At 63.0% G+C, this 25963-nt stretch carries 23 protein-coding genes; 12 read left to right on the top strand and 11 right to left on the bottom strand.

Annotated features, from left to right (window positions below):
• Window positions 1-155 precede the first annotated feature (155 nt).
• The 4 genes from dut to GD627_RS10245 all read left to right on the top strand — a co-directional run bounded on the left by dut (window position 156) and on the right by GD627_RS10245 (window position 2521).
• Window positions 156-629, top strand: a complete 474-nt coding sequence (dut, locus tag GD627_RS10260; protein WP_246165443.1) for a dUTP diphosphatase — start codon at window positions 156-158, stop codon at window positions 627-629.
• An 84-nt stretch (window positions 630-713) separates the two neighbouring features.
• Window positions 714-1451, top strand: a complete 738-nt coding sequence (locus tag GD627_RS10255) for a DUF3710 domain-containing protein (RefSeq protein ID WP_152272403.1) — start codon at window positions 714-716, stop codon at window positions 1449-1451.
• A 33-nt stretch (window positions 1452-1484) separates the two neighbouring features.
• Complete coding sequence (locus GD627_RS10250) at window positions 1485-1796, top strand: single stranded DNA-binding domain-containing protein (RefSeq protein ID WP_152272402.1); 312 nt, start codon at window positions 1485-1487, stop codon at window positions 1794-1796.
• A complete protein-coding gene (locus tag GD627_RS10245) occupies window positions 1793-2521 on the top strand; it encodes a DUF3159 domain-containing protein (RefSeq protein WP_152272401.1) in 729 nt (242 codons plus the stop codon). The genes GD627_RS10250 and GD627_RS10245 overlap by 4 nt, the downstream gene beginning before the upstream one ends.
• Here GD627_RS10245 and GD627_RS10240 read toward each other — a convergent pair.
• Window positions 2419-3222, bottom strand: coding sequence for a potassium channel family protein (locus GD627_RS10240; protein ID WP_152272400.1), 804 nt, complete (start codon window positions 3220-3222; stop codon window positions 2419-2421). The two genes, GD627_RS10245 and GD627_RS10240, sit on opposite strands and share 103 nt — an antisense overlap.
• Window positions 3219-3893 (bottom strand): potassium channel family protein, encoded by a 675-nt coding sequence (locus GD627_RS10235; RefSeq protein ID WP_146362336.1) that lies wholly within the window; start codon window positions 3891-3893, stop codon window positions 3219-3221. The genes GD627_RS10240 and GD627_RS10235 overlap by 4 nt, the downstream gene beginning before the upstream one ends.
• Window positions 3894-4103: 210 nt before the next feature.
• Between GD627_RS10235 and GD627_RS10230 the strand changes: the two genes are divergently transcribed.
• The 6 genes from GD627_RS10230 to GD627_RS10205 all read left to right on the top strand — a co-directional run bounded on the left by GD627_RS10230 (window position 4104) and on the right by GD627_RS10205 (window position 12955).
• Entirely contained in the window at window positions 4104-5393 is a 1290-nt protein-coding gene (locus tag GD627_RS10230) for a class I SAM-dependent RNA methyltransferase (RefSeq protein ID WP_152272399.1), read from the top strand.
• A gap of 310 nt (window positions 5394-5703) precedes the next feature.
• Window positions 5704-8529 carry an aconitate hydratase gene (locus tag GD627_RS10225; protein ID WP_152272398.1) on the top strand — a complete coding sequence of 942 codons (2826 nt, stop codon included), beginning with the start codon at window positions 5704-5706 and terminating at the stop codon, window positions 8527-8529.
• A gap of 180 nt (window positions 8530-8709) precedes the next feature.
• Window positions 8710-10683 (top strand): 1-deoxy-D-xylulose-5-phosphate synthase, encoded by a 1974-nt coding sequence (dxs, locus tag GD627_RS10220; protein ID WP_152272397.1) that lies wholly within the window; start codon window positions 8710-8712, stop codon window positions 10681-10683.
• 41 nt (window positions 10684-10724) lie between these two features.
• Window positions 10725-11579, top strand: a complete 855-nt coding sequence (locus GD627_RS10215) for an SDR family oxidoreductase (RefSeq protein WP_152272396.1) — start codon at window positions 10725-10727, stop codon at window positions 11577-11579.
• 50 nt (window positions 11580-11629) lie between these two features.
• Window positions 11630-11938 (top strand): hypothetical protein, encoded by a 309-nt coding sequence (locus tag GD627_RS10210; RefSeq protein ID WP_152272395.1) that lies wholly within the window; start codon window positions 11630-11632, stop codon window positions 11936-11938.
• 39 nt (window positions 11939-11977) lie between these two features.
• Window positions 11978-12955 (top strand): aldo/keto reductase, encoded by a 978-nt coding sequence (locus GD627_RS10205; protein ID WP_152272394.1) that lies wholly within the window; start codon window positions 11978-11980, stop codon window positions 12953-12955.
• Window positions 12956-13206: 251 nt separating this feature from the next.
• Here GD627_RS10205 and GD627_RS10200 read toward each other — a convergent pair whose 3' ends face one another.
• From GD627_RS10200 to GD627_RS10175, 6 genes are all read right to left on the bottom strand, one after another.
• Complete coding sequence (locus GD627_RS10200; protein ID WP_152272393.1) at window positions 13207-13497, bottom strand: DUF4287 domain-containing protein; 291 nt, start codon at window positions 13495-13497, stop codon at window positions 13207-13209.
• A gap of 4 nt (window positions 13498-13501) precedes the next feature.
• Window positions 13502-13723: a hypothetical protein gene (locus GD627_RS10195; protein ID WP_152272392.1), complete on the bottom strand. Its 222-nt coding sequence runs from the start codon at window positions 13721-13723 to the stop codon at window positions 13502-13504.
• 209 nt (window positions 13724-13932) lie between these two features.
• Window positions 13933-14724, bottom strand: a complete 792-nt coding sequence (locus GD627_RS10190; protein WP_152272391.1) for an IclR family transcriptional regulator — start codon at window positions 14722-14724, stop codon at window positions 13933-13935.
• A gap of 115 nt (window positions 14725-14839) precedes the next feature.
• Window positions 14840-15667, bottom strand: coding sequence for a fumarylacetoacetate hydrolase family protein (locus GD627_RS10185; protein WP_152272390.1), 828 nt, complete (start codon window positions 15665-15667; stop codon window positions 14840-14842).
• Window positions 15668-15700: 33 nt separating this feature from the next.
• Window positions 15701-16636: a VOC family protein gene (locus tag GD627_RS10180; RefSeq protein ID WP_152272389.1), complete on the bottom strand. Its 936-nt coding sequence runs from the start codon at window positions 16634-16636 to the stop codon at window positions 15701-15703.
• A gap of 32 nt (window positions 16637-16668) precedes the next feature.
• A complete protein-coding gene (locus tag GD627_RS10175; RefSeq protein WP_152272388.1) occupies window positions 16669-18267 on the bottom strand; it encodes an FAD-dependent monooxygenase in 1599 nt (532 codons plus the stop codon).
• A 416-nt stretch (window positions 18268-18683) separates the two neighbouring features.
• Between GD627_RS10175 and GD627_RS10170 the strand changes: the two genes are divergently transcribed.
• Entirely contained in the window at window positions 18684-19160 is a 477-nt protein-coding gene (locus tag GD627_RS10170; RefSeq protein WP_152272387.1) for an HtaA domain-containing protein, read from the top strand.
• 233 nt (window positions 19161-19393) lie between these two features.
• On the opposite strand, the gene GD627_RS10165 is transcribed toward GD627_RS10170, so the two are convergent.
• From GD627_RS10165 to GD627_RS10155, 3 genes are all read right to left on the bottom strand, one after another.
• The gene (locus GD627_RS10165; protein ID WP_152272386.1) at window positions 19394-21646 is read right to left on the bottom strand and encodes a cytochrome P450; all 2253 of its coding nucleotides are present in this window, start codon (window positions 21644-21646) and stop codon (window positions 19394-19396) included.
• Window positions 21647-21656: 10 nt separating this feature from the next.
• Window positions 21657-22874 carry a serine hydrolase domain-containing protein gene (locus GD627_RS10160; RefSeq protein ID WP_152272385.1) on the bottom strand — a complete coding sequence of 406 codons (1218 nt, stop codon included), beginning with the start codon at window positions 22872-22874 and terminating at the stop codon, window positions 21657-21659.
• A gap of 84 nt (window positions 22875-22958) precedes the next feature.
• Window positions 22959-23771, bottom strand: coding sequence for an SDR family NAD(P)-dependent oxidoreductase (locus tag GD627_RS10155; protein ID WP_152272384.1), 813 nt, complete (start codon window positions 23769-23771; stop codon window positions 22959-22961).
• Between the two features lie 449 nt (window positions 23772-24220).
• On the opposite strand from GD627_RS10155, the gene GD627_RS10150 reads away from it, so the two are divergent.
• Window positions 24221-25642 (top strand): MFS transporter, encoded by a 1422-nt coding sequence (locus GD627_RS10150; RefSeq protein WP_152272383.1) that lies wholly within the window; start codon window positions 24221-24223, stop codon window positions 25640-25642.
• The last annotated feature ends 321 nt before the right edge of the window (window positions 25643-25963 follow it).

The raw sequence follows: 25963 nt of genomic DNA, 5'->3' as shown, positions 1-25963 counted from the left end.
GGCGCGCGCTGCCCGGCAGGTGTACAGGAAAACGCGCTAAAGTGTGGGGGTTGGCCCGGCGGGCCGGACCCGGGCGGCTTCCCGCAGGGAAGCATTTCCACCCCGTGCATCCGGCGGGGCCCGCAGACGTTTGAAATCTATGGAAACCGGAGAAACTGGTGCAAGGTGCAGGAACCACGCTGAAGGTACAGCTGAAAATGCTCGACGGCGGGCTGGAACCGCCGTCGTATGCGCAGCCCGGCGACGCCGGAGCCGACCTTCGCTCGCGGATCGACTTCACCCTCGCCCCCGGGGAACGGCGGCTCATTCCCACCGGTGTCAGCCTGGCCCTCCCGTTCGGCTACGCTGCCTTTGTCCATCCGCGCTCCGGACTCGCTGCCAAGCACGGCATCAGCATCGTCAACGCACCCGGTACCGTGGACGCCGGCTACCGCGGGGAAATTTCGGTCACGCTGATCAACACGGATACGACGCAGCCGGTCACCCTGCGGCGCGGCGACAGGATTGCCCAGCTGGTGATCCAGCGGGTGGAAACCGCCGAATTCGTTCCGGTGGACGAGCTCCCGGACTCCGTTCGGGGAGCCGGCGGATTCGGGTCCACCGGAGGCTTCACCGCCGTTCCGGCCTGATTCGTTTTCCGGTTCCGGGCGGCAGCGGACAATGCGGCGGCCATACTAAGAACAAACAGACACACGAGAGAAGGAACGTCGGTTATGGCATTTGGGCGCCGTAGGAAAACCATGGCAGAAGAAACGGCCGGAGCCGACGCGGCTGCGGAGAACGCACCCGCGGAGGCGGAGGACACAGCAGGCACGGGCAGCGGCTCCGGGCAGGCCGCGGCCGCCGGCGGGCCCTACGATGTCAGCGAGCGTTCCTCCGAGGAAGGCTACGTTGACCTGGGAGCACTGCGGATCGCCGCTTCCCAGGGGCTGCAGCTCCGGCTGGAAGTCGAGGAAAAGACCCAGCGCGTGGTTGCCGTGACGCTGGATCTGGACGGGTCCAGCCTGCAGCTGCAGGCCTTCGCCGCCCCGCGGTCCGAGACCCTTTGGGACGATATCCGGGAACAGATCGGCAAATCGGTGGCCTCGCAGGGCGGCACGGTGGATGAACTTTCGGGCACCTTCGGCACCGAACTGCTGGCTAAGGTGCCGGCGCTGGCCCAGGACGGCTCCAAGGGATACCGCGTGGCCCGGTTCGTCGGCGTCGACGGTCCGCGCTGGTTCCTCCGCGGCGTCTTCGGCGGCCCGGCCGCCATGAACCCCGACGCCGCCGGGCCCCTCGAGGAAGTCTTCCGCAACGTCGTCGTCGTCCGGGGCGAGCAGCCCCTTCCGCCGCGCGACCTGCTGCAGCTGCGCCTGCCCCGGGATGCCTCCCCGCTGCCGCGCCCCGACAAGGATGCAGCCAAGCCTGCCGCGCCCGAGCGCGGCCCGGAAATCACGACGATCGGCTAATCGGTGTCAGCACTTACCGCTTCCGCACATTGCGTGAGCATCGGTTCCCTGCCCGAGCGCGGCCGGGCGTACTGCCGCGGTTATGTTTCGGCCGTCACCGTGGTTCCGGCCAACGATCCGCCGCGTTTTACGGCGGTGGTTGAGGACGCGATGGCCGAATACCGGGAAATCCCGCCGGCGGGACGGGCCAAGGTCCGCCTGGTCTGGGTGGGCCAGCGCCGGGTCCCGGGGATCGAGGCAGGAACCTGGCTGGCGTTCGAGGGCATGGTGTCCGCCGTGGACGGCCGCCCCACCATCTTCAATCCACGCTACGAAATCATTGGACGCCCGGAGGACGAGTCATGAGCACCCCCGAACAGCCGGACGAAGCCCGGCCGGACCTGAACTCACTCGCCGGCCAATATGCCTCCCGGGCCGGCGTGGAGCGCCGGGAGGACGGGCAGATTGACGTCCTGAAGTCCGTTGGCGGAGTCCGGGGACTGGCCGAAGCCATTGTTCCCGGGCTTCTCTTCACCCTGCTCTATACCGTGGGTGCCGAGCTGAACGTGTCGCTGGGCGCGGCCGTGGCTGCGGCCGCGGTGTTCTCGGTGGCCAACCTGATCCAGCGGCGCCCGCTGATGCAGTCCCTGACCGGCGTGGCCGGCGTAGCCATCTGCGCGTTCGTCGCGCTGCGCAGCGGCGACGGAGCCACGTACTTCGTGCCCGGGTTCTATCTGAACGGCGCCTACATCCTGGCGTTCCTCATTTCCATCGCCGTGAAATGGCCGGTGGCTGGTCTGCTGTTCGGTGCCATCCGCGGCGAGAACCTGGACTGGAGGAGCCGGCCCGTGCGGCTGAAAGCCTACATCTGGGCCAGCTGGATTATTGTGGCCGTCTTTGCGCTGCGCCTGGCAGTCCAGCTCCCGCTCTTCCTGGCCGACAACGTCGCCGCACTGGGGACCATGCGCCTGGCCATGGGTGTGCCCCTTTACGCGCTGGGGCTCTGGCTGGCCTGGGTGGTTTCCCGGCCGTCGGCCATCGTTCCCGAAACGGCCGGCGGGTCCGCGTCCACCTCCGTGGCCGGGGACTGAGCAGCGGACGGCTCCGGGGCCGCCTGTGCGGCGGCCCTGGCCGCGGCGGGGGACAGGACTGCCCGCAGCTCGTCTTCGGCCGCAATGGTGGTGATGAAGAACAGTTCATCGCCCGGCTCGATGACGTCGTCGTTGCTCGGCGTAATGGGTGCGTCGTCCCGCAGGATTGCGACGACGGTGGCGTCCAGCGGCCAGTCGATCGACCCAAGCGTCCGGCCCGTCAGGTGCGAATCGGAGGGCACGGTGAACTCCACCAGGGAGGACACTCCGGTCTGCAGGCTCAGCAGGCGGACCAGGTCTCCGATTTCGACGGCCTCCTCCACCAGTGCGGTCATCAGCCGTGGAGTGTTCACGGCGACGTCCACGCCCCATGAATCGTCGAACATCCAGTCGTTCTTCGGGTTATTCACCCGGCCCACCGTCCGCGCCACCCCGAACTCGCTCTTGGCCAGCAGCGACACCACCAGGTTGACCTTGTCATCGCCTGTGGCCGAAACCACGACGTCGGCCTCCTCCAGCCGCGCATCCTTCAGCGTGGTCAGCTCGCAGGCATCTCCAATCAGCCACTGCGCCCCGCGCAGGTCGCTGCGTCCCACGCACTCGGGCTTTTCATCAACCAGCAGCACCTCATGGCCGTGGGACAGCAGCTCCTTGGCAATGGACGAGCCCACGCTGCCGGCGCCGGCAATCACAACTTTCACAGCGACTCCTTGACTGGTTCCTTGGACAGGATCCTGCTGATTTCGGCGGTCCGCTCCACGGACATCATCGCGTGCAGGACATCCCCCTCCTGGTAGCTGCTGTCCGGCCGGGGCAGGATTCCTTCCCCGAAGCGCGTGACGTAGGCAATCCGGACACCGGCGGCCGTTTCGATGCTGCCCAGCGACCGTCCCAGCCAGCCTTCGTGCAGGGCGAGCTCGCCCAGGATCAGCCTTCCGGAGGATTCCCGGAAGTCGCCGTTGATGCTTTGCTCCGGCAGGATCCGGCGGAGCACCTGGTCCGCGCTCCACCTGACGGCGGCGACCGTGGGGATGCCAAGGCGCTGATAGATCTCGGCACGTCCCGGATCGTAGATGCGCGCAACCACATGCCCCACATGGAAGGTCTCCCGGGCAACGCGGGTAGCCAGGATATTTGAGTTGTCGCCGCTGGAGACGGCGGCGAACGCGTAGGCCTCTTCGATTCCCGCAGCCTTCAGGGTCTCGCGGTCAAAACCGACGCCGGTCACCCTGCGGCCGGTGAAGGACTGCCGCAGCCGCCGGAACGCCCGCTCGTCCTGGTCGATGATGGCGACGGAATGGCCGGCATTGTCCAGGGTATGGGCAAGGCTGACGCCTACGCGCCCGCACCCCATGATCACGTAATGGGCCAACTGCCCTACCTCGGTTTCGGTTTGGTTCTCTGGGTGACTGCCCCGCCTTCAGGGGCGGCTGCACGGTGGCGCCGGGCCGTCAGGCCGGTGGTCCGCACATGAAAAAACAATCAACGCCAGCTTAGTCCCGTCGGCGGACCAAATAGCACCGCACGCGGCTCCCGTGGTGAGATGGACTTTTAGGCCTTTTGAAAGAAGTAGAACTCCCCCATGTCACTTGAACTCACCATCGGTGCCCCGGCCCACGGCGGCCATTTTGTTGCCCGGCACGAAGGACGCGTCATCTTTGTCCGGCATGCCCTGCCGGGGGAGCGGGTCCGGGTCCGGCTGACCGAATCCGGCGAGGACGCCAAGTTCTGGCGGGCCGACGTCGTCGAGGTCCTGGAGCCTGCTCCCGGGCGCCGCGAACATTTCTGGAAGGAAGCCGATGCCCTGCGCGCCGCAGCCCGGGGAAAGCTGCCCGTGGGCGGCGCCGAGTTCGGACACATCGAACTCGGCGTCCAGCGCCGGCTGAAGGCGGAAATCTTCGCCGAGCAGCTGCGCCGGCTGGGCGGCACAGAGCTGATGCCCGAGGTTGAGCCGGCCCGGGAAGAAAGCGCCGACGGGCTGGCCTGGCGTACCCGGGTCAGTTTCTCGGTGGCCCCCAGCGGGCGGCTGGCCATGCATGCCCACCGCTCCGATGAGCTGATTCCGGTCGAAGCCATGCCGCTGGCCACCGGGGCGGTCAACGGCCTGCGGCTGTGGGAAGCGGACTACACCGGCATGGACCGGGTAGAGGTCGCCGCCCCGGCGGCAGGCGGCCAGCCGCTGGTCCTGCTGATCCCCGCACCGGGAACCCACCCGCGGATCCCTGCCAGGATTGCGCAGAGCCTGCCCGACGGCGTTTCCGCGGCCGCCTGGGATCCGGAAAGCCATGAACTCACCCGCCTCAAGGGCAGGACCTGGGTGCAGGAAACAGTCCTGGGCCATGACTACCGGGTCACCGGCGCCGGGTTCTGGCAGATCCACCGGACCGCGCCGCAGACCCTTGCCTCCGCGGTGCTGGAGGCGCTGGACGTGCAGTCCGGGGAATCCGTGGCGGACCTGTACGCCGGCGCCGGGCTGTTCACCGCACCGCTGGCCGAAGCAGCCGGGGAATCCGGGCGGGTGCTCTCCGTGGAAGGATCCCCCGGAGCCAGCCGCGACGCCCGCAAGAACCTCTTCGCCGCACCCCAGGTCACCATCAGCCAGGGCCGCGTGGACAAAATGCTCCGGGATGCCGCGGACCTCGACGTCGTCCTGCTGGACCCGCCGCGCGCCGGTGCCGGGAAAACGGTGGTGCAGCAGATCGACGCCGCCGCGCCCCGGGTGGTCGGCTACGTGTCCTGCGACCCGGCGTCGTTCTCCCGCGATCTGGGCTATTTCCGCAGTGCGGGCTGGGACCTGGACAGCCTGCGCGTGTTCGACCTCTACCCGCACACCCATCACATGGAGTCCTTCGCGGTGCTGCGCAAGCGCTAGGAAACCGCCCCGCAGGACGCCGGAAGGCGGCCTGCGGGCTCCGTCACGACGCGTCGTGGCCCATATCTCCTGCGGGCGCCCCTGTAAAGGCTAGGATGGAAGACAGTTGTCCAGTCCTGCGCCTTTATTGGGGGATTCCCGGGGGAGTTTCGCGCTTTCGCGCGGTCATTGCCCAGGCAGGGGGCCGTTCGGCAGGGAAATGAACCACCGGTTTCCTTAGCCGGTCCTTTTGTGTCGCTGTTAGGGAAACCTAACTGGCGGGCAGTAGTGAGCTGGACAAAGATAACAAGGTGGCGAGAGGAGTCCTGTTATGACTAATGTGGACAGCTTCGGATCCAAAGGCGTCTTGAACGTCAAAGGGTCCGAGTATGAAATTTTCCGGCTGAATTCCGTCGAAGGCGCCCAGAGCCTTCCGTTCAGCCTCAAGGTCCTGCTGGAGAACCTGCTGCGCACCGAAGACGGTGCAAACATCACTGCGGACCACGTACGTGCCCTGGCGCAGTGGGATGCAGAAGCAGAGCCCAGCACCGAAATCCAGTTCACCCCCGCCCGGGTGATCATGCAGGACTTCACCGGCGTCCCCTGCATTGTGGACCTGGCGACCATGCGCGAGGCCGTGGCCGAGCTCGGCGGCGATCCCAAGCGGGTCAACCCGCTGGCACCTGCCGAAATGGTCATTGACCACTCCGTGCAGATTGACGCCTTCGGCAACTCCGGCGCCCTCGAGCGGAACATGGAGATTGAGTACCAGCGCAACGGCGAGCGGTACCAGTTCCTGCGCTGGGGCCAGACGGCTTTTGACGACTTCAAGGTTGTTCCCCCGGGAATGGGCATTGTCCACCAGGTCAACATTGAGTACCTGGCCCGCACCGTCATGACCCGCGAAGTCGACGGCGTCCTGCGTGCCTACCCGGACACCTGCGTCGGCACCGACTCCCACACCACCATGGTCAACGGCCTGGGCGTGCTTGGCTGGGGCGTTGGCGGCATCGAAGCCGAAGCTGCCATGCTTGGCCAGCCCGTCTCCATGCTGATCCCGCGCGTTGTCGGCTTCAAGCTCACCGGCGAGATCCCCGCCGGCGCCACCGCCACCGACGTTGTGCTGACCATCACGGAAATGCTGCGTAAGCACGGTGTCGTCGGCAAGTTCGTCGAGTTCTACGGTGAAGGCGTCGGCGCCGTGCCGCTGGCCAACCGCGCCACCATCGGCAACATGAGCCCCGAATTCGGTTCCACCGCGGCGATCTTCCCGATCGACGACGTGACCCTGGACTACCTGCGCCTGACCGGCCGCTCCGAGGAGAACGTAGCCCTCGTCGAGGCCTACGCCAAGGAACAGGGCCTCTGGCACGACCCGTCCAAGGAGATCAAGTACTCCGAGTACCTCGAGCTGGACCTGTCCACCGTGGTCTCCTCGATCGCCGGACCGAAGCGTCCGCAGGACCGCGTGGAGCTGACCAACGCCAAGACGCAGTTCCGCAACGACCTGAAGAACTATGTCCACGAGACCGTCGAAGCCGAAAGCGGCACCGTCGACGAAACCCTGGAAGAAACCTTCCCGGCGTCGGATGCTCCGTCCTTCAACGCCAATGCCACCCAGGTGGAAGACCACGAGCACGATCTGGTGAAGAAGGCCGATGCTCCGGCCGAACGCTCCACCAACTCGGTTCCGGTCACCATGGCCGATGGCCGCAGCTTCGAGCTGGACCACGGTGCCGTGTCGATCGCTTCGATCACGTCCTGCACCAACACGTCCAACCCGTCGGTGATGATGGCAGCAGCAGTGCTGGCACGCAACGCCGTCGACAAGGGCCTTGCCACCCAGCCGTGGGTCAAGACCTCGATCGCTCCGGGTTCCAAGGTAGTCACCGATTACTACGAAAAGTCCGGCCTGATTCCGTACCTGGAGAAGCTTGGCTTCTTCGTGGTCGGTTACGGCTGCGCCACCTGCATCGGCAACTCCGGCCCCCTGGAAGAGGAAATCTCCACGGCCATCCAGGAAGCCGACCTGGCCGTCACCGCCGTTCTCTCCGGTAACCGCAACTTCGAAGGCCGGATCAACCCGGACGTGAAGATGAACTACCTGGCTTCCCCGCCGCTGGTAGTGGCCTACGCCCTGGCCGGGACCATGGACTTCGACTTCGAAAACGACCCCCTGGGCCAGGACGAAGCCGGGAACGACGTCTTCCTCAAGGACATCTGGCCGAACCCGGTCGAGGTCCAGGAAATCATCGACGCCTCCATCAACAAGGAGATGTTCACCAACAGCTACGACACCATCTTCGAAGGCGACGACCGCTGGAAGTCCCTGCCCACCCCCGAAGGCGCAACCTTCGAGTGGGATACGGAGTCCACGTACGTCCGGAAGCCCCCGTACTTCGAGGGCATGAAGGCCGAGCCGGAGCCCGTCTCCGACATCGAGGGCGCACGCGTCCTGCTGAAGCTGGGCGATTCGGTCACCACCGACCACATCTCCCCGGCCGGTTCCTTCAAGTCCGACACCCCGGCAGGCAAGTACCTGCTGGAACACGGTGTGGCCCGCAAGGACTTCAACTCCTACGGCTCGCGCCGTGGCAACCACGAAGTCATGATCCGCGGCACCTTCGCCAACATCCGCATCAAGAACCAGCTGCTCGACGGCGTTGAGGGCGGGTTCACCCGTGACTTCAGCCAGGCCGACGCACCGCAGGCTGCCGTTTACGATGCCGCGATGAACTACCAGGCTGCCGGCACCCCGCTGGTTGTCCTGGCCGGCAAGGAATACGGCTCCGGCTCCTCGCGTGACTGGGCCGCCAAGGGTACCGCGCTGCTGGGCGTCAAGGCAGTAGTTGCCGAGAGCTACGAGCGTATCCACCGCTCCAACCTCATCGGCATGGGCGTCCTTCCGCTGCAGTACCCGGCCGGCGTCAATGCCGAGTCCCTGGGCCTGACCGGTACGGAGACCTTCTCGGTGGAGGGCGTCACCGAGCTGAACAACGGGACCACGCCTAAGACCGTCAAGGTCACGGCCACCCCCGAAAACGGTGAAGCCATCACGTTCGACGCGGTCCTGCGCATCGACACTCCGGGCGAAGCCGACTACTACCGCAACGGCGGCATCCTGCAGTACGTACTGCGCCAGATCTCCGCAAAGTAGCTAAGCAGCAGTAAACGCACCACGTTCAGGGCCCCGTTTCCCCGATCCGTCCAGAGGGCGGAGGAGGGAAACGGGGCCCTGAACCGTTAGTCAGGAACCGCGGAGCGCACGCCGCGCGTTAGAGTTAATTCATTGCGACGGTGTGCAGTGCCGCCGATACGACTCAAGGGAGGCACCCTGTTGGGACTTCTGGAAACAATCCGGGATCCTCGGGACCTCAGCAGGCTTTCGCTGACACAGCTGAAGCGCCTCGCTGAGGAAATCCGTTCGTTCCTCATCACGAACGTTGCACAGACCGGCGGACATCTGGGACCGAACCTGGGCGTGGTGGAGCTGACCATGGGCATCCACCGCGTCTTTGATTCCCCGCGGGACAGCATCGTCTTCGACACCGGGCACCAGTCCTACGTGCACAAGATGCTTACCGGCCGCCAGGACTTCGCCACGCTGCGCCAGCAGGGCGGCATGTCCGGCTATCCGTCGCGCGCCGAGTCGGTCCACGACATTGTGGAAAGCTCGCACGCCTCGTCCTCCCTTTCCTGGGCGGACGGCATTTCCCGTGCCCGCCAGCTCAGCGGCGAAGGGGACCGCTACACCGTAGTGATGGTGGGCGACGGCGCATTGACCGGCGGTATGGCCTGGGAGGCACTGAACAATATTGCCGCCGACCAGAGGCGCCGGGTGGTGATTGTCGTCAACGACAACGGCCGCTCCTACGCCCCCACCATCGGCGGCCTGGCCGACTATCTGGCGTCCCTCCGTCCGACCATCGACGCCGTCCGCACCCATCACGCCTACGAGAACACCCTCGGCTGGTGGCGGAACCGGCTGCAGCAGGGCGGTCCCGCAGGGCGGTTCGCCTACCGCGGCCTGCACGCGGCCAAAAAGGGCATCAAGGACTGGTGGTCTCCGCAGGGCCTCTTCGAAGACCTTGGCATGAAATACGTGGGCCCCATCGACGGCCACGACATTGACGCCGTCGAACGCGCCCTGAATAAGGCCAAGAACTACGCCGGTCCGGTCATTGTGCATGCCATGACCGAGAAGGGACGCGGCTATGCCCCGGCCCGCGCACACGAAGCAGACCAGTTCCACGCCGTGGGCATCATCGATCCGGAAACCGGCGCTCCGGTGGAACCGGGCGGCAAGGAATCCTGGACCTCCGTGTTCGCCACGGAGATCGCCGAGATTGCCGACGAACGCAGCGACATCGTCGGGATCACCGGTGCCATGCTCATTCCAGTCGGCCTGCACCGGTTCGCTGAGCGGCACCCCGACCGGGTGTTCGACGTCGGCATTGCCGAGCAGCACGCACTGACCTCCGCGGCGGGCATGGCCTTCGGCGGCCTGCATCCGGTGGTGGCGCTGTACGCCACCTTCCTGAACCGGGCCTTTGACCAGCTGCTAATGGATGTGGCCCTGCACAAGGCCGGCGTCACCATCGTCCTGGACCGCGCAGGGGTAACCGGCCCGGACGGAGCCAGCCACCACGGCATGTGGGACATGTCCATGCTGCAGATAGTCCCCGGCCTGCACCTCGCCGCGCCGCGGGACGCCACCCGGCTGAAGGAAGAGCTGCGCGAAGCCGTGGCTATTTCCGACGCGCCGTCGGTGGTGCGGTTCTCCAAAGGCACCGTGGGCCCGGACGTCGACGCCGAAGAGCGCACCGATGACGGAGTGGACATCCTCGCCCGCCGTCCCTCCGGGGACAGCTGCAATGACGTGCTGATTGTCAGCGTCGGCGCCATGGCGGACATTGCCCTGGATGTTGCGGGGCGGCTGGGGGACCAGGGCATCAGCTCCACCGTGGTGGATCCGCGCTGGGTGCTGCCGGTACCCCGCTCCATTATCCGGATTGCCGCCGAACACCGGATCGTCATCGTTATCGAGGACGGTGTCCGCGCCGGAGGCGTTGGCTCCAGGATCCGGCAGGAAATGCGTGCCGCCGGCGTCGATACGGCCCTCAACGAAGTCGGACTGCCGGTGGAGTTCCTGGACCACGGCAGCCGGAGCGAGGTGCTCGAGCGGGTGGGGCTGACCGCGCGGCAGATTGCGAACGACGTCGTCGCGCAGGTTCTGGGCACAAAGGTTCCCTTTGCCCGGCCCCTGCCCGGCTCCGAACTGCCGACCGGGCAGGTGCCGAAGATCCAATAGCCACGGTTCGGGAGGCCGGACCACTGTCAAAGGGGTTTGCCATGGCGGATAACGTTCCTGCCCTCGCCGTTACGGGTGCCACCGGAGCCGTGGGCGGTGCGGTGGCCCGGCTCCTGGCCGAGGCCGGCGTGCGGCAGCGGCTCCTGGCCCGGCATACCGTGCGGCTGCCCGAACTGCCGGACACCCCGGTTTTTGCAGTGTCCTATCTGGACGGTCCCCAGGCGGTCAATGCTCTCCGCGGGGTGCACACGCTGTTTATGGTGTCCGCCGCGGAGAGCCCGCACCGGGTCCAGGACCAGCAGACGTTCGTGGATGCTGCCGTGGAGGCCGGGGTGGAGCACATTGTGTACACCTCCTTCATGGGGGCGGCGCCGGATGCGGTGTTCACCCTGGCCCGCGACCATTTCGCCACGGAGGAGCACATCAAGTCCGCTGGCGTGGCCTACACCTTCCTGCGCGACTGTCTCTACCAGGACGTCCTGCCAACCTTCGTTCAGCCCGACGGCGTCATCCGTGGCCCCGCGGGGCAGGGCCGCTTTGCACCGGTGGCTCGAACCGACGTTGCCCGCACGGCTGCAAAGATATTGCTCTCCCCGGAGCAGTACCGCAACCAGACCTACACCCTGACCGGTCCGGCTGAACTGACCATGGACCAGGTTGCCGGCATCCTGACCACGGTCGCCGGTGCCGCGGTGCATTATCTGGAGGAAACCTACGGCGAAGCCATGGATTCCCGCATCAAGGCGGGTGCCGCCCGGTGGCAGGCGGAGGCCTGGACCAGCAGTTATCAGGCGATAGCGGCGGGGCAGCTGGCGCCCGTCAGCCCGGACATCGAGCAGCTCACCGGGACCCCGCCGCTGGGGTTCGAGGAATACCTGCAGCGGACCCGTAACTAAGCCGCATACGGAGTACCTGGTCAGGGGTGCCAGGGGATAGGGTCGTAGGTATGAATCCCGAAATTCACGTCCATCGATTCCTGACTGAATGCACGGTGGGGGACCTGGACGACGAAGCCACCCCCGTGGCCGACCTCTACGGGATGTACATCATCTGGAGCGAGCAGCAGGGGACGGAGCCGCTGGCCGTCCAGGCCTTCTCCGCGGCGGTGCGGGAAGAGGGCATCGAAGCCGAACGGCGGCGCAGCGAGCAGGTGTACACCGGCCTTCTGCCCACCGGGGCCATCCCCATCCAGTACATTCTGGAAACCGACAAGGCACCCAGCCCCAACAGCGGCCTGGACATCTTCCCGGAGTAGGGCGCGGACTCCGTCCCGGGCGGGTATAGCGTAGCTTCCATGACTTCTTACAACAGACTCGGAAACTCCGGCCTGACCGTCTCCACCGTCGGTCTGGGCTGCAACAACCTCGGCCGTCCGGGAACTCCCACCGAATCGCAGGAGGGAACCGACGCCGTCGTCAGCGCCGCTATTGACGCCGGTATTACGCTTTTTGACGTTGCCGATACGTACGGTCGGACACCGGGGCTGAGCGAGGAAATGCTGGGCAGGGCCCTGGGCTCCCGGCGGGATGACGTTGTGCTTGCCACCAAGTTCGGGATGGACATGCAGGGCGTCAATGGTGCCGATTTCGGTGCCCGCGGATCACGGCGGTACATCGTGAAGGCAGCGGAGGCCTCCCTTCGCCGGCTGAATACGGACTGGATTGACCTGTACCAGTTCCACACCCCGGATCCCCTCACACCCATCGAGGAGACCCTCGCGGCTCTCGACGACCTGGTGACCAGCGGCAAGGTCCGCTACATCGGCCACTCCAACCGTGCCGGATGGCAGATTGCCGAAGCCGAGTTCACGGCCCGGATGGGCGGCTACACGCCGTTCATCTCCGCCCAGAACCACTACAACCTGCTGGACCGCCGGGCCGAGCTGGAGGTAACCCCGGCCGCCGAAGCCTACGGGCTGGGCGTGCTGCCGTACTTCCCGCTGGCCAACGGGCTGCTCACCGGCAAGTACAGCAGCGGCAAGGCGCCCGAGGGCAGCCGGCTGACCCACTCCCGGAAGAACCTGCTGGAAAACGCTGATCTGGAGCAGCTGGCCGAGTTCGGCCGGTTCGCCGCTGACCGCGGCCTGACCGAGGTGCAGGTGGCCTTCTCCTGGCTGGCCGCGCAGCCGTCCGTGGCGTCCGTGATTGCCGGTGCCACGAAGGTGGAGCAGGTGCGGCAGAACGCCGAGGCCGTGGCCTGGACGCCGTCGGAGAAGGATCTGGAAGAACTGGACCGGATCTTCCCGAAGACGCCGAAGGTCGCTTTGTTCTAGGTTCACCTGTTTCGTCACCGTGGGTGCGTGGTGGGTCCGGAACGGCGGCAACGAAAATCCCTTGCTCGCAGAGCTCGCAGAAATTATTAAAGCCGCCTAACCCGGACCCTCCGGCCCGACGGTGCCTCGCCTAACCCGGACCCTCCGGCCCGACGGTGCCTAACCCGGACCCTTCGGCGACTCGGACCCTTGCGTGCCTCGTTCCCCTCCGGACGGTCCACGCCTCCGCTTGACGAAAGGCTCGGCGGTGCTCAGGCGGGCTTGGTCGCCTTGCCGTCGAGCCAGAGGGTGTCCGCGTCGTCCCGGTGGGTTCCCGTGGTGCCGACATGTTTCTGGTCTATCCGGGCGCCATTCCTGATGACATGGACGAGGGCCATCCCGTGTCCGCGTCCAATTGCATAGTCGGTCTTGAGCCATTCGAGGATGTCCCCGGCTTTGGCGCCTTCGCCGCTGAAACCCTTGGTTTCGGCTATCTCCACGAGTTGGCGCGGTGTTAGTCCCGTTTTGTCCTCAATGGCGTCGAGGTAGGCCTGGAAAGACATCTAGTTATCCCTTTTCCCGTTCGTGCCAATACTCCTGGCGCCTCCTGCGGACGAGCTGTGCCAGCATCCTGAGGGAAGCTGCGGTAAGCGCAAGGAAAAGGCACACCATCAACCAGTTCCAGGGCTCATCGAACGGCAGCAGGAGGAGCAGCCAGAGAGCAACGAACGTACTCAGCATTACCGCGACCATTTGCCGAACATGGTCGCGCTCCCAACCTGCCTTCATGCAGGGAGGCTAGTGCAACCGCAGCGTTCTCGCCAGAGGCAGCCGAAGTGAAATGTGTCGGCCGAGGCTGGACAGCCTCGGTGGTACGGTCTGCATCGAAAGGGCGGGCCGGGGCCGGGGCCCTGTTGCCGCGACCGATTGTTGAACTACTACTAGCGTCTCCCAGACGTCCCAACGAGAAGATACAGGCGCGGCAATTCGGGTTTGCTCTAACCGGCCGAGAGGGCCAGGGTTTCTCCGATGTCCCGTGCGGCTGCCCTTAGCGCCGCGATCATTTGTTCACGCTCTTGCTCACTGATCCGGCTCCCCAACCCGATAATGCTCAGCCCGGCAACCACTTCATGTCGGTGACCGAAGAGCGGGCAAGCGATACCCAATGCATCGGGATCGACCTCTCCGTGCGAGATGCTGTATCCGAGTGCGCGAATTTGCTTCAACCGCGTAACAAGCTCATCCACACCAGTGAGGGTCCGCTCGGTGAACTGGGGGCGATTATTCAAGGACAACAGTTCGCGGACTTCTGATTCACGCAGCCACGCCAGGAGTACGAGCGCCGAGGCGCCTGCAGTCAGAGGGAGCTGGCTGCCGCGCTCATAGGAGATACGCAGCAGCTGGCCAGATGGCAGTTCACGTTCCAAGCACACAACGGACGCACCTGCCCGGCGAGTCAGTACAACGGTTTGGCCGAACTCGCTGCACAGCTCCCGCATTCTGGGCAGAGCCACCTCGGAAAGCCCAAAACCGCTCCGAGCAACCCGGGCGAGTTTCAGAACCATGATCCCTAAGCGGAATCCTCCACCAGGCGACTCTTCCAGGTATCCGCGCGAAACTAAGGATTCGAGGTAGCGGTAGGCTGTAGAGCGGGCAACGGACAGGCTGTCGGCGACGTCAAGGGCTGAAATGGACGGCTGGGTATCGCTGAACATCTCAAGTATCGTCAGGGCCCGGTCAGCGGTGCTGTTGCGGTCCCGGTAACCACTGCTTGTTGTCGGTGCATCCATGTTTATCAGCCTAGCGGGAGGATGCAGCGGACTAGCCAGGGACACCAAACAGCCAGACCGGTGAAGTCCGCCCGTTGCCTGCGGCGCAACCTGGGAGAGTTCGTTTGGAGGGGGACTACACTGACTCGGCAACGACTTTGTTTGATACGGATCCGACCCCCTCGATGCTCACCGTGACGATGTCGCCTTCTTGGAGGAATAGCTGCGGGTCCCGACGGTAGCCGACGCCGGAGGGGGTGCCCGTGAGGATCACATCGCCGGGCTGCAGCTCAGTGAACTCGGAGATTATGGCAATTAAACTCGGGATACTGAAGATCAAGTAGGACAGGTCAGATTTCTGCACGACTTCCCCGTTGAGCACAGTGCTGATGCCGGCGGTGGCCAGATCCACCTCGCTGGGGGTGACGATGTAGGGCCCCAGAGGCGTGGAATTGTCCCATGCCTTGCCCTGCATCCATTGGTGCGTCTTGTACTGGTAGTTACGCACCGTCACGTCGTTGCAGACTGCGTAGCCCAGCACATGCTTCAAGGCGTTCGCCTCGGTGATACGGCGTCCGGCACGACCAATGATCACCGCAAGCTCACCCTCATAGTCAAATTGGGTAGCTTCAGGCGGAAGTTGAATGTCGGCAGTGGGGCCGATCAGGCTCGACGCGAACTTTGGAAACATTACGGGGTAGGTGGGTAAGTCCCGGTTTGTTTCGGCGACGTGGGATTTGTAGTTCAGACCGACGCACACGACCTTGCCTGCGCACGGTGATGCTGCGCGAAGGGTGACTTCCGAGAGGCTTAGCTGGGTGGCCTCTAGCCGAATGGCGTTGTCCAACACCTCTTTGCTGGTGTCGGGTCCGACGGACGTGATTCCCTCGAGGGGTGTGATGATGTTGCCCGTGACCTCACCGACGTGGTCCCTGTCTTGGTATGTGTAATTTACGTATGCCATAACTAGCGTTTCCTGGTTCTATCGGGAGCGGATTCAGACGGGGTTTCCTTCGCTGACTTTGCGCCATCGTGGTAATTGGCCACCCCACAGGTTGACGCTGTTCGGGATCGGATTCCAGACGCGAGGCAGATAGTTCACGCGATCGTCGTAAAACTTCTCCATTTCCGCGGAGAGCTCGATGTGGTTGCCGGCCGGGTCATTAAAAAAGACGAAGAGGTTGTTGCCAGGACCGTGGCGGCCGGGGCCCCAGGCGACGTCGACATTCAGTACCGTGAGGCGGTCGCACCATGCCTTGAAATCTTCCCATTCCGCCAAATCGTAGGAGTAGTGATCGAGGTCTCCGCCTTTGCCGGTAAACACCACAGCGAGGGTGTGGTGGTCCTTGTCCGAGCGCAACCAGCAGAAGTTGCCGTCCCGCAACTGGTCCGAGATGCGGAAGCCGACAATCGTCGTGTAGAAATCCACCATCCGGGCCACATCGGACGTACCGAGGGTAGTGTGCTGGAACTTTACGGGGCGACGTCCTGAGTCCGACGTCGTTTCGCCCTGGCGCTGCACTTGTGAATGGAAGTGCACACGAGTGCCGTCTGGGTCAGTAAAGGTAATACCCTCAGGCATGCCTGCCGGAGCGGTAATGTCCTCGGGGTTCATGTCGGCGAACTCAACTCCGGCTTCGAAGAGGCGTCCGCGGAGTCCCGCGATGCCGTTTTCATCCCGCACTTCGAAGCCGTAGTAGGCAAGGCCCTTCGGCCCTTGGAAGAGGTCCACCACATGGTGCCCGTGAGGTCCCCAGCCCAGACGAACACCGTTTGGTAATTCGGTCTGACGCACCAGGCCCAAGACCCGAAGGTAAAACTTCTCGGTGGCATCAATGTCGGGGACAGTCAAGCCGATGTGGGACACGGCGGTGTCGCTGAGGAAACCGGCGGTGCCTTTTTCTTCCTGTGCTAGGCGTTCTGGGGTGTCCATAGTGATGCTTCCTTCTCTTCTTTGAGGACTTGTTAGGAGTTGAGAGTCAGAGCCTCGGTTCGCCAGACGGCGGTTGCGTTGAGGACTGCTGCGATGTCGGACGGGGCGAAGACGGCTGAAGTGAAATGGTCAGGACGCTGGAGTACGAACTTGTTTCGGAACGAACCAAATTCGCGATACAGGCCGCCGTCGAGATCGATCAGCACGCCGTCCACAGCATCCGTGCGTGGTTGGGTATCACCGAAGGGGACGTGCCACCGCGTTGCATCGAATCGTGCTGCCAGGGCGTCTGCTTTCGCCCACTCAGCGGGATCAATGTCTACCCCGTAGAGGACCCACCCGGTGCCGACGACTTCATCCAAACGGTTGCTGCTGCGCGAGCGGGTGTCATAGACCAGCGGCTGTCCGATGACGTAGCCGGCGTCCGCGGTCGCGGTGAGCTCACCGCCAAAGTGGGCGATTGGGCGGTAACGCATCTCCTCGAGGAAGGCCCTGCCGTCTTCGGTTCCCAAAGCCCTTCTGACCAAGTCATCGCGGTATCGGGCCACCCTTTGGTTGGTGGTCATGACGATGCTTCCCAGACGAATGGACTGTGCAATGACGGCTGCCGCGTGAGGTTTGCGCTCGGCCTCATAGGTGCCCAAGATCGAGTCCGGGGCCTTTCCCTGTATGACTTCGGCGATCTTCCAGCAGAGGTTGGCGCTGTCCCGAATTCCTGAGTTCAGTCCCTGGCCGGCGAACGGCGGCATCATGTGTGCTGCGTCCCCGAGGACAAAGAACCTGCCTGCCCTGTACCTGTCGGCGTTGACGGCATTGAAGCGGTAGTTCACGGACCGTTCAATGTGATGTTTCTCGATGGCCCGGTAGGGGGCGACCAAGGTGCGAATCAGCTCGATGTCCGGGATATCGCCAGGCTGTCCCTCCCCCTCGAAGAGCAGGAACTCGTAGCGGCAACGCCCGTCGAGTCCCGGCACTATTACGTGGGGTCGGTTGGGGTCCCCATGATGCATTCCATAGCGTTCCGTGTGGGGGTCCTCAAGGGTGTCTGCTACCAGCCACACGTTTGGGTAGCTGCGGCCACTCATGGCGTTGCCGAACTTCAGTTCGCGAACGATCGATCGGCCGCCGTCTGCACCGAGGACGAACTTGGCGCTGAAGTACTTGGTTCCGTCGTCAGCTTCGGCAGTTACGCAGGCCTGAGCGTCTTTTTCATCCAGTCCGGTCATACGGGTACCGAAGTGGACTGTCACCAGGTCGTGGGCGTCGAGGAAAGCTGCGAGGATGCGCTCCAGGTCGGGTTGGGCAAACGGGTTCTTGAAGGGATGGCCAAGGCGATACGGGACCCCGGCACGGGCCTGGAACAAGGGCTCATTGTCAGCGTCGTAATAGCGGGTGCCGGTGCCTGGAACAATGATGCTGCATATTTCGTCGACGATCCCGGCTTGCTGATACGTCCGCAGCGCCTCGTCGTCGACGCTGATGGCCTTCGGTTCGTCACTGGTACCCAGACGTTGCTCCAGGATTATGACGCGAATACCACGAGCAGCCAGTAAAGCTGCTGCAGTCATACCCACTGGCCCTGCCCCGACAATGACGACATCGGTTTCGGTCGTGTTTTCTCGTGTGCTCATAGTCGTCCTCCCCGGGGATGTTCCGCTCAGCCTAACCGCCGCGTGTCCTAATATTCAAGACCTTTGTCCTAATATGTGGACTTCCGATCATTTCGCCTCGAGCACATGCAATGGCCAGAGCGGATGTCAGGCGCCGTACCGGGGAGCGTGAAGATTTCCCGTGTTTCCTCGCAGCGCCGAGAAACACCTTCTGATTCGACCCCGAAGGTGCTGCCCGTTCTCTTCGAATCGAATCTGCAGAATGTCGCCTTGGGGTATGATCCAGCAAACAAAGGTAATCATTTTTAGCTCTCCCTCTGCTATGGTGTCGACACTAGTTAGACGCTAGGTACAAAGCGGCACTAGCAATATCTGTCCCGGAGGGTCGGCAGGGTCAGTTATGACGACCACACACAAGCCATATCCGAAGGACCCCTATGCATAAGCACACTGAAACCGTTGGGTCTCTTAGCTGGGGAATCAAGGACTCGTTCAGGGACTACGTCTCGCGACAGGCCGACTTCAGTCTCACCGTGTCCGACCACGCCTCTATCGGGCCCGGGAATGTCATCCAGTTCCCTGTCAAAGCGGGGAGCGGAAACGTTGTATGGATGTCCGAAGGGTGGGCGGTCTTCGTAGCGCACGGAGGCATGATGCGGCTGTCGCTGAAGAATCCCGTGGTCAGATGGTCCGACCTGGATCTAGTACTGGCGTTCGAATTCGATTCGGGGATGGACGGCACGCAACCTGAACACTTCGAAGTTGCCAGACTTGTTGAAGTGTCAACCCAGGACACGACGCGACGAACCTACAGGTCGTTCCTGCTGCCCGATGCAGTGGGAATGTTTAACGAGATGTACGATCCTGGTTCGGAATTGGATGTCGTCACTGTGGCGATGGAAGCAACTCACTGACTACGGCGGCAAGGAAGCGGCAGTGCATAACCCCCTTTGTCTGACCGTCTCCAGCGCAGTTTCCCGGCCGGAACGAGCTAAACCCAGACAGGGACTGTGGTGCATAAGACGGTTCGCCACCCGAACTTCTCCAGGGGCGGCGGAAAAGGTGACCGCGTCCTTGCCTCCGGCATGAGCGAGCCGGTGTGTCTGCATTCCGTGCGGACACACCGGCTCACGAGACCTGCGGCCGCTCAGGCGTCCAGAATCAGCCGCGGACACGTGCCGGTGGCGCGTGAGACACAGATCATCATAGTTTCGTTGGCTTGCTGCTCAGTGGGCGAGAGGATCGAGTCCCGATGGTCGACCTGTCCCTCGATGACGGGGGTCTCACACGTTCCGCACGTACCCTCCTTGCAAGAGGAGATGACAGGTAGACCAATTCTTTCTGCGGCTTCCAGAATCGATTCGTCCGCATGAACCACGACAGTCTTTTTCGACATGGAAAATTCGACTTCAAAGGGCAGATTTACGGTCGGAGCGTCAAAGATCTTTGGTGCGAACCGTTCAAGGCGCAGTGAATCCTTCGGCCAGTGCGCGGCATTGGATTCTGTAGCACGGAGTAAGGGTTCCGGGCCGCAGGCGTAGACGAGGGTATCCTCCCGGGAGTCCCTGAGAATTCCGGGCAGGTCAATATGGCCAAACTCATCCTGCGGTACCACGGTCACCCGGCTGCCATAAGGTGCCAATTCCTCAAGGAACGCCATGGAGTTCCTCGTCCTACCCCCATAAATAAGCTGCCAGTTGGTTCCGGTACGTTCGGCTTCGCGCACCATCGCCAGGATCGGAGTAATCCCAATGCCGCCGGCAATGAAAAGGTAGTTCCTGGTCGGATTCAGGCGGAAGTTGTTGCGTGGCCAGGACACAGTCACCGTGCTGCCTTCAACCAGGAGGTCGTGAATTGCTGCAGATCCGCCCCTTCCTGCCGGCTCACGCAGGACACCGATACGGTAACTCGACAGGTCTTCAGGATCCGAACACAGCGAATACTGGCGGACAATCCTCTGGCCCCCCGTCCCGGCCAGATGAAGATCCACATGAGCGCCGGCCTTCCACTGCGGAAGTTCGCCTCCGTCCGGGTGGGTTAGATCGAGACTGATCACGCCATCGGAGGCTGTAACGCGTTTGGACACCTGGAGGTTGAGAGTGCGCACGGTCCGTTCGCGTGAGCGTTCGACATCGGCCAGATCCCAGGCGGCGTGCAGCGTCCGCCGGACGGGCAGCAGCGCCATTCGCAGAAAGTCGAGTTCATCTGGATTCGACGGCCGGATGGACGGCAGCCGTTCGAACAGGACTTTGAGGCCGGTGGAACCCTGTGCCCGAGCCAACGGGTTGCCCAAACAAGTATGCCGACCGGCGGTAAAAGCCAGATGATCTGTTGGGTTGGGACGATGGATATCGAATTCGAAGGGGCGGTCGACGTACGTCGGATCGGTATTTGCCGAGGCCAGGGACACAAAAATCATGTCTCCCTTGCTGATTCTGACCCCGGACAGTTCGACATCCTTCATGGCAGTCCGCGACGTAAAGGTGGAGGACGGGCGGCGACGGACGGTCTCCTCGAACACATTCGACCAGAGCGTGGGCTCGGCGATGGCATCGGCCAAGGCGTCTGGATGCTGCGACAGGAATATGACTGCATTGGTCATAGCCTGCGCAGTCGTGTCCGCACCTGCCATCGCAAACTCAGAGAGGTGCAATCCAATCAAATCCGTGGACAGCATATAGGCGCCATGCGCGTCCTTAGCCGAAGCCATGACGGAGATAATGTCATCGGCGTCGGATTCCCGGCGAGATTCAATAATGTCCCTGAGAACCAGATTGGCGTTAACAAAGCGGTCCCAGACTTCGCTGCGCCGCGGCTCCAACAGAGGCTCGTGTGCCGAGGACAGGATCGCTGCTTCATCATCGCGGAGCTGGCGCATCATGGGATCGTATTCGTACCCGAGGCCCAGCAGGGCCATGATCGTCTGGGTAGTCAGTTCGAGCGAATACTCCTCCATAAGGTTGGCGGAACCGTTCGCCTCGAATTTGTCGATAATCCGATGGGCGCGCGCCTCGATCTCAGGACGCAGCCGTTCCATTCGCTCCTTGGTGAAGCCTCGCTGGGCCACCTGACGGGAACGGGTATGCGTGGGAGGGTCCTGGCCCACGATCATCATCGAGATCAGCTCGGGGGGATAAACCGCATGGTGCTGCGATGGCACTTCGGCGGCAGAGTTCTGCGCTGAGGAGAATAACTGCCAGTCACCCAGGACCTCGAGGCAGTCTTCACGGGAGGTGACGATCCAGGCATTCAGATAGTCGTACCAAAAGACAGGTGTGGCTTCTCGGACACCTGCAAAGTGCTTTGCCGGGTCGCGGAAATAATCATCGCCGAGGGCATTAAAGGATGGTGAAACAGGAGCATGCCCGCCGGCTGAGGGGGGTGTGTGGATCGTCGTCATGCTCTTCTCCTCAGCTAGCGGCCGCGGCGGAGGCGACGATGGTGGAGAGCTTTTGGAACCGGGCAACATTGTCGCCTTCGTCCATAATCCCGGTAGACAGAAATGAGAATGATATTTCGCTGACGGGATCGATCCAGAAGAGGGTTGAGCCCGCCCCGTAGGAACCGAAGGTCCGGGGAGAGACGAAAGGGCCGAAGAAGCGGGCATGGATACCGTTACCAGCGAGTGCATAGCCGAGCCCCATATTCCCGGGGGGCAGGTCCCACTTTCGCTCGGTGGCAATCATTCCGTAGAGGTCATTGACCATGTCTCCCGTTTGATTGTGCGTGGCCTGGTCGAGGACGGCCGGAGAGATGATGCTTATACCCGCTGCGGTGCGGCCGCCGTTGCGGAGCATCTCGGTGAACCGGAAGACATCGTCTATCGTCGAGACGGCTCCTACCCACGGCAACTCAGCGTTGGGGAGGTCGAGGACCTCGTTGAAACATTCAATGTCCTTGGGCTCAAGCCAGCCCTCATTGCTCGTGATGACTTTGAGCGGGTTGGCGCGCCCGCTGAGCCGCTCCGGCATACCGAAGCTGGTGTCCGGCATCCCGATCGGCGCAAAGACCTTCTCCTCCATGAGGTCGCGGAAGGACTCGGCCCCGTAGGCGCGGCGCGCCATTTCGCCCAGAAGTGCATGGTTGATGGCCGCGGAGTAGCTGAGGTTTTCCCCTGGCTCGTTTACGACATCGACAGAGCATAACGCCCGGATGACGTCGGCGAGCACAGCGAAGCCAGGGACCCCGATTCCCGGATGAGGCGTGGAGGGAAGGCCTGCCCTGTGAGTGAGCAGGTGGGCCACGTTGATTCGGTCTTTGCGCGCTGCTCGGAACGGGTCGGTTCCCGGAAACTCGGGAATCAGATCCACCACCCGGGTGTTGAGCATCAGTTTGCCTTCACTGACGGCACGCAGGACCAGGGCGTTGGTGAAGCCCTTCGACATTGACAGGATCCGGTAGACGTCGTCGCGGGCTGTGGGTCGTCCCGTGTCCTGATCGGCAATGCCATACGTGCCGCGAAGAGCAACTGCACCGCCGCGGGCGACGATGACATTGGCGCCGAGGTAGTCGCCTTGCCCGATGTCCTCACAGATCGTCTCGTCTAGAACATGCAGATACCGGGCGTCGAGCCCCTCGACATCGCTGAACGAGGATTCGGTAGTGGGAGTAATGGACACGGATGTCATATGGTGCTCCGTTTTCTGGGATGTTGTGAGGGCATGCTGCGGTCTCAGTGTGGACGGATGGATGGGAAGGTGCGGGGTAGCTGCTTACGCCATCAATCCGCCGCCCGAAGGCGACAAGGTTTGGCCGGTGTAATGCTTGGCGGCGTCTGAAGCCAGGAAAAGGACGGTCTGGCCGACTTCAGCGGGATCAGCAACACGCTTTAATGGCTGCAAGGCCAAAAGGAACTCCACGTGGTCGTCACCGCTGGCGGTGAACATGGGAGTATTGATGCCGGCCGGGGCAATCGCGTTGACCCTAATGTCGAAAGGTGCCAACTCTGCAGCTGCGGCCTTGGTCAGACCCACGACTGCTGCCTTGGACGCTGGATAATACGACGGCATAGGTATGCCCAGGAGTCCCGCCACAGAGGAGAAGTTCGTGATTGACCCTCCTCCGGCGGCCTTTAACAGCGGCGCGGCGGCCCGCATCGTGTAGAAAGTACCATCGAGATTGATGGCCATTACCCGCCTGAAGTCCTCATCCGTGATTTCTTCGATGAATTCAGGAAAGTAGGACTCACCGGTTTTGGCCGCGGCAATCATCTTGTTGTTGATGTCGTTGACCCAGGCCTGCTTGGTTTGGTTCGGGGTGGAAACTCCGGCCGCATTGACAAGGATGTCCAGTTTCCCGTGCCTGGACTCAACCATCTCGAAAAACGCATTTACTGCAGTGGAGTCCGAAACATCGGCGGCGTATCCCTCGGCCCGGTCAACCCCGGCAAGCGCAGCATCCAATGCCTCCTGGCGGAGGTCCAATCCGTAGACAGTGGCGCCGGCACGGGACAACGCCTTCACGGATTCAAGGCCCATGCCTGAGGCTGCGCCGGTCACGACTGCAATCCTGCCGTTCATATCCATTTCGATTACCTCTCAGAGACCGATAGAGCCGGCCGAATAACAGTGACGGAGATCACTACTCCGCTGGACACCTCATGATCACACCCGATTGGTCATATGTCCACGAATTTCGCATCACAGTGTCGACAAGAGAGTGCCGCTTTATGGCGATGTAGACGCCAAACTCGGCTAAATAACGCGGACAGCGGGATTTAGTGGCGACACTCAGGCCGTTTTGCTCTTGACAACCCCCGTGCCCTGAAGAACTATGGTGATCTCCATCACAGGCATACGGCGGCGTCCTTCAGCCGGTTCCCTTCGCGTCCCTGCCCTTCCTCTTAGGAGCCCTCATGCAGGAAACCTCTTCCCCTATGTCCTTTCCCGGACCACCGGCGTCCCCCGGGGGGTCTAAGACTCTGACAGGGGCTCCTCCCACGGGTCATGTTCCGTGGAAGCGGGCCGGCGTCCTCATGGCCATCACCTTCTCGTTCCTGCAGATGATGAATGAGGTTGGCGCCCTCATGTCCATTCCGCTTTACGGGCAGATGAGTGCCGACCTGGCACTTACGCCGAGCCAGGTCACGTGGGCCCTGATGGCGACCACTCTCATGGGATCTGTCTCCATCGCGATCATCGCCAAAGCAGGGGACATCCTCGGGCATCGCCGGATGATGTACCTGTGTCTCGTGCTCATCGTCGTGGGGTACGGAATCGCCGCCTTCGCTCCGAACCTGGTGACGCTTATTGCCGGCCGAGCGCTGCTCGGAATCACGGCGGGCCAGGCCTTGTGCGTGGGAATCATGAACGACAGGCTCTCCATCCCCAACCGCAAGCGGGCCGTGGCCTATATTGCTGCAGGGCAGGCTGCGGGCGTGTTCATCGGCTTTGCATTGGGCGGCGCGTTTGTGGCGGCAGGCCTGACCTGGCGGCACGCGTTCGTCTTCGGCGGCCTACTTACACTGCTGGCCCTGCTCGGATTCTGGTTCTGGGGTAAGGATTCGGACGCCATTGAACGCAACCGCGGCCAGAAGAAATCATTCGACGTCGTCGGCGTCGTACTGCTGGGACTCGGTGTGACCGCCCTGTGCATAGGGATCAGCCAGTCCATGACCTGGGGCCCAACGGCGTCGCTGACGCTCGGCTTTACCCTGGGCGGTGTTCTCCTCATCGCCGCCGCACTGTACTGGGAATCCAAGTCCAAAGACCCGCTGCTGCCGATCAGCGACCTGTTCTCCCGCCGCCTGCTGCCGGCCTACGGTGTTTTCATCTCCATGGGGATCCCCAGCATGCTGCTCTTCAACATGATCATGGGTTACGCGATGACTCCCGCGGCGCCCCTGGGCTATGGGTTTGGCCTGAGCCCGCTTCAGGCAGCCTTTATCTTCCTGCCCGAGGTTGCTGCCGGCTTCCTCGCAGCGCGCCTGGTCACCCGCTGGCTGGCCCGTACGACGGCAAGGAACGTCCTTGTGGGTGCGGGAGTCGTGATGTTGGCGTCCTTCGTGACGCTGACCTTCGGTCACACCAGCCTCGCCGTCGTTGTGGTGGTGATCTTCTTCTATGGCATGGCCTACACGACCCTGATGACCACTGCCGTCTCGGTCATTGCTGTCGAAGCACGCGAGGGCAAAGGTGCCGGCACCGCATCCATATACATTGCGGTGGCACTGGCCGCCAGCTCCGTTGGCACCGCTATCTACTCGGCTGTCGCAGGATGGGGCACAGACCCGGAAACGCTGGCCTTGCGGCCGGAAACCTTTACCATGGGATTCGGTGTGGCATCGGTCTTCACTTGTGTCGCCATTGTCTGCGGACTGGCTCTCTCCCGGGACATCAAGCTGGCGCGGCCAGACGAGGATAACCAGGCTGCCCCACTTCGTTCCACGCTGAAATAGGGGTGCGCAGGTCCTAGTAGTACTCGTCGCTCCTCTCACGTTCGTCACCCATGCACGGGGGCCGTGAAGTGGACGAAGTAAGGGTAGTGAACGCGACTATGGGGTTGAACACGCCCGATTGTTGCTGTGCAGGAAAGCAGCCCGAGAAAGCTCTACCCTGCAATAAAAGAAGTGAAGTCATTCCACGAAATGCGCTCCGAGTTCAACCAGCTCGTCACCCCTGGCGGACACGCAAAAGCGCCGGACGGACCGGGTTAGGCGGCTTGAAGAATCCCTGCGAGCTGAAGCGAGCAGGTTTCATTGCCGCCGTTCCGGTCCGCC

This window comes from Arthrobacter yangruifuii (assembly GCF_009192775.1).
Lineage (GTDB): Bacteria > Actinomycetota > Actinomycetes > Actinomycetales > Micrococcaceae > Arthrobacter_B > Arthrobacter_B yangruifuii.
Note: the sequence above shows the minus strand (reverse complement) of the source record. Positions and strands in the feature narration are given on the sequence as shown.

Bases quoted from the DNA above. Each gene is read 5' to 3' on its own strand.
- GD627_RS10255 (WP_152272403.1), top strand. From the start codon at position 714: ATGGCATTTGGGCGCCGTAGGAAAACCATGGCAGAAGAAACGGCCGGA.
- GD627_RS10245 (WP_152272401.1), top strand. From the start codon at position 1,793: ATGAGCACCCCCGAACAGCCGGACGAAGCCCGGCCGGACCTGAACTCA.
- GD627_RS10230 (WP_152272399.1), top strand. From the start codon at position 4,104: ATGTCACTTGAACTCACCATCGGTGCCCCGGCCCACGGCGGCCATTTT.
- GD627_RS10225 (WP_152272398.1), top strand. From the start codon at position 5,704: ATGACTAATGTGGACAGCTTCGGATCCAAAGGCGTCTTGAACGTCAAA.
- GD627_RS10215 (WP_152272396.1), top strand. From the start codon at position 10,725: ATGGCGGATAACGTTCCTGCCCTCGCCGTTACGGGTGCCACCGGAGCC.
- GD627_RS10210 (WP_152272395.1), top strand. From the start codon at position 11,630: ATGAATCCCGAAATTCACGTCCATCGATTCCTGACTGAATGCACGGTG.
- GD627_RS10205 (WP_152272394.1), top strand. From the start codon at position 11,978: ATGACTTCTTACAACAGACTCGGAAACTCCGGCCTGACCGTCTCCACC.
- GD627_RS10200 (WP_152272393.1), bottom strand. From the start codon at position 13,497: ATGTCTTTCCAGGCCTACCTCGACGCCATTGAGGACAAAACGGGACTA.
- GD627_RS10195 (WP_152272392.1), bottom strand. From the start codon at position 13,723: ATGAAGGCAGGTTGGGAGCGCGACCATGTTCGGCAAATGGTCGCGGTA.
- GD627_RS10190 (WP_152272391.1), bottom strand. From the start codon at position 14,724: ATGGATGCACCGACAACAAGCAGTGGTTACCGGGACCGCAACAGCACC.
- GD627_RS10185 (WP_152272390.1), bottom strand. From the start codon at position 15,667: ATGGCATACGTAAATTACACATACCAAGACAGGGACCACGTCGGTGAG.
- GD627_RS10180 (WP_152272389.1), bottom strand. From the start codon at position 16,636: ATGGACACCCCAGAACGCCTAGCACAGGAAGAAAAAGGCACCGCCGGT.
- GD627_RS10175 (WP_152272388.1), bottom strand. From the start codon at position 18,267: ATGAGCACACGAGAAAACACGACCGAAACCGATGTCGTCATTGTCGGG.
- GD627_RS10170 (WP_152272387.1), top strand. From the start codon at position 18,684: ATGCATAAGCACACTGAAACCGTTGGGTCTCTTAGCTGGGGAATCAAG.
- GD627_RS10165 (WP_152272386.1), bottom strand. From the start codon at position 21,646: ATGACGACGATCCACACACCCCCCTCAGCCGGCGGGCATGCTCCTGTT.
- GD627_RS10160 (WP_152272385.1), bottom strand. From the start codon at position 22,874: ATGACATCCGTGTCCATTACTCCCACTACCGAATCCTCGTTCAGCGAT.
- GD627_RS10155 (WP_152272384.1), bottom strand. From the start codon at position 23,771: ATGGATATGAACGGCAGGATTGCAGTCGTGACCGGCGCAGCCTCAGGC.
- GD627_RS10150 (WP_152272383.1), top strand. From the start codon at position 24,221: ATGGCCATCACCTTCTCGTTCCTGCAGATGATGAATGAGGTTGGCGCC.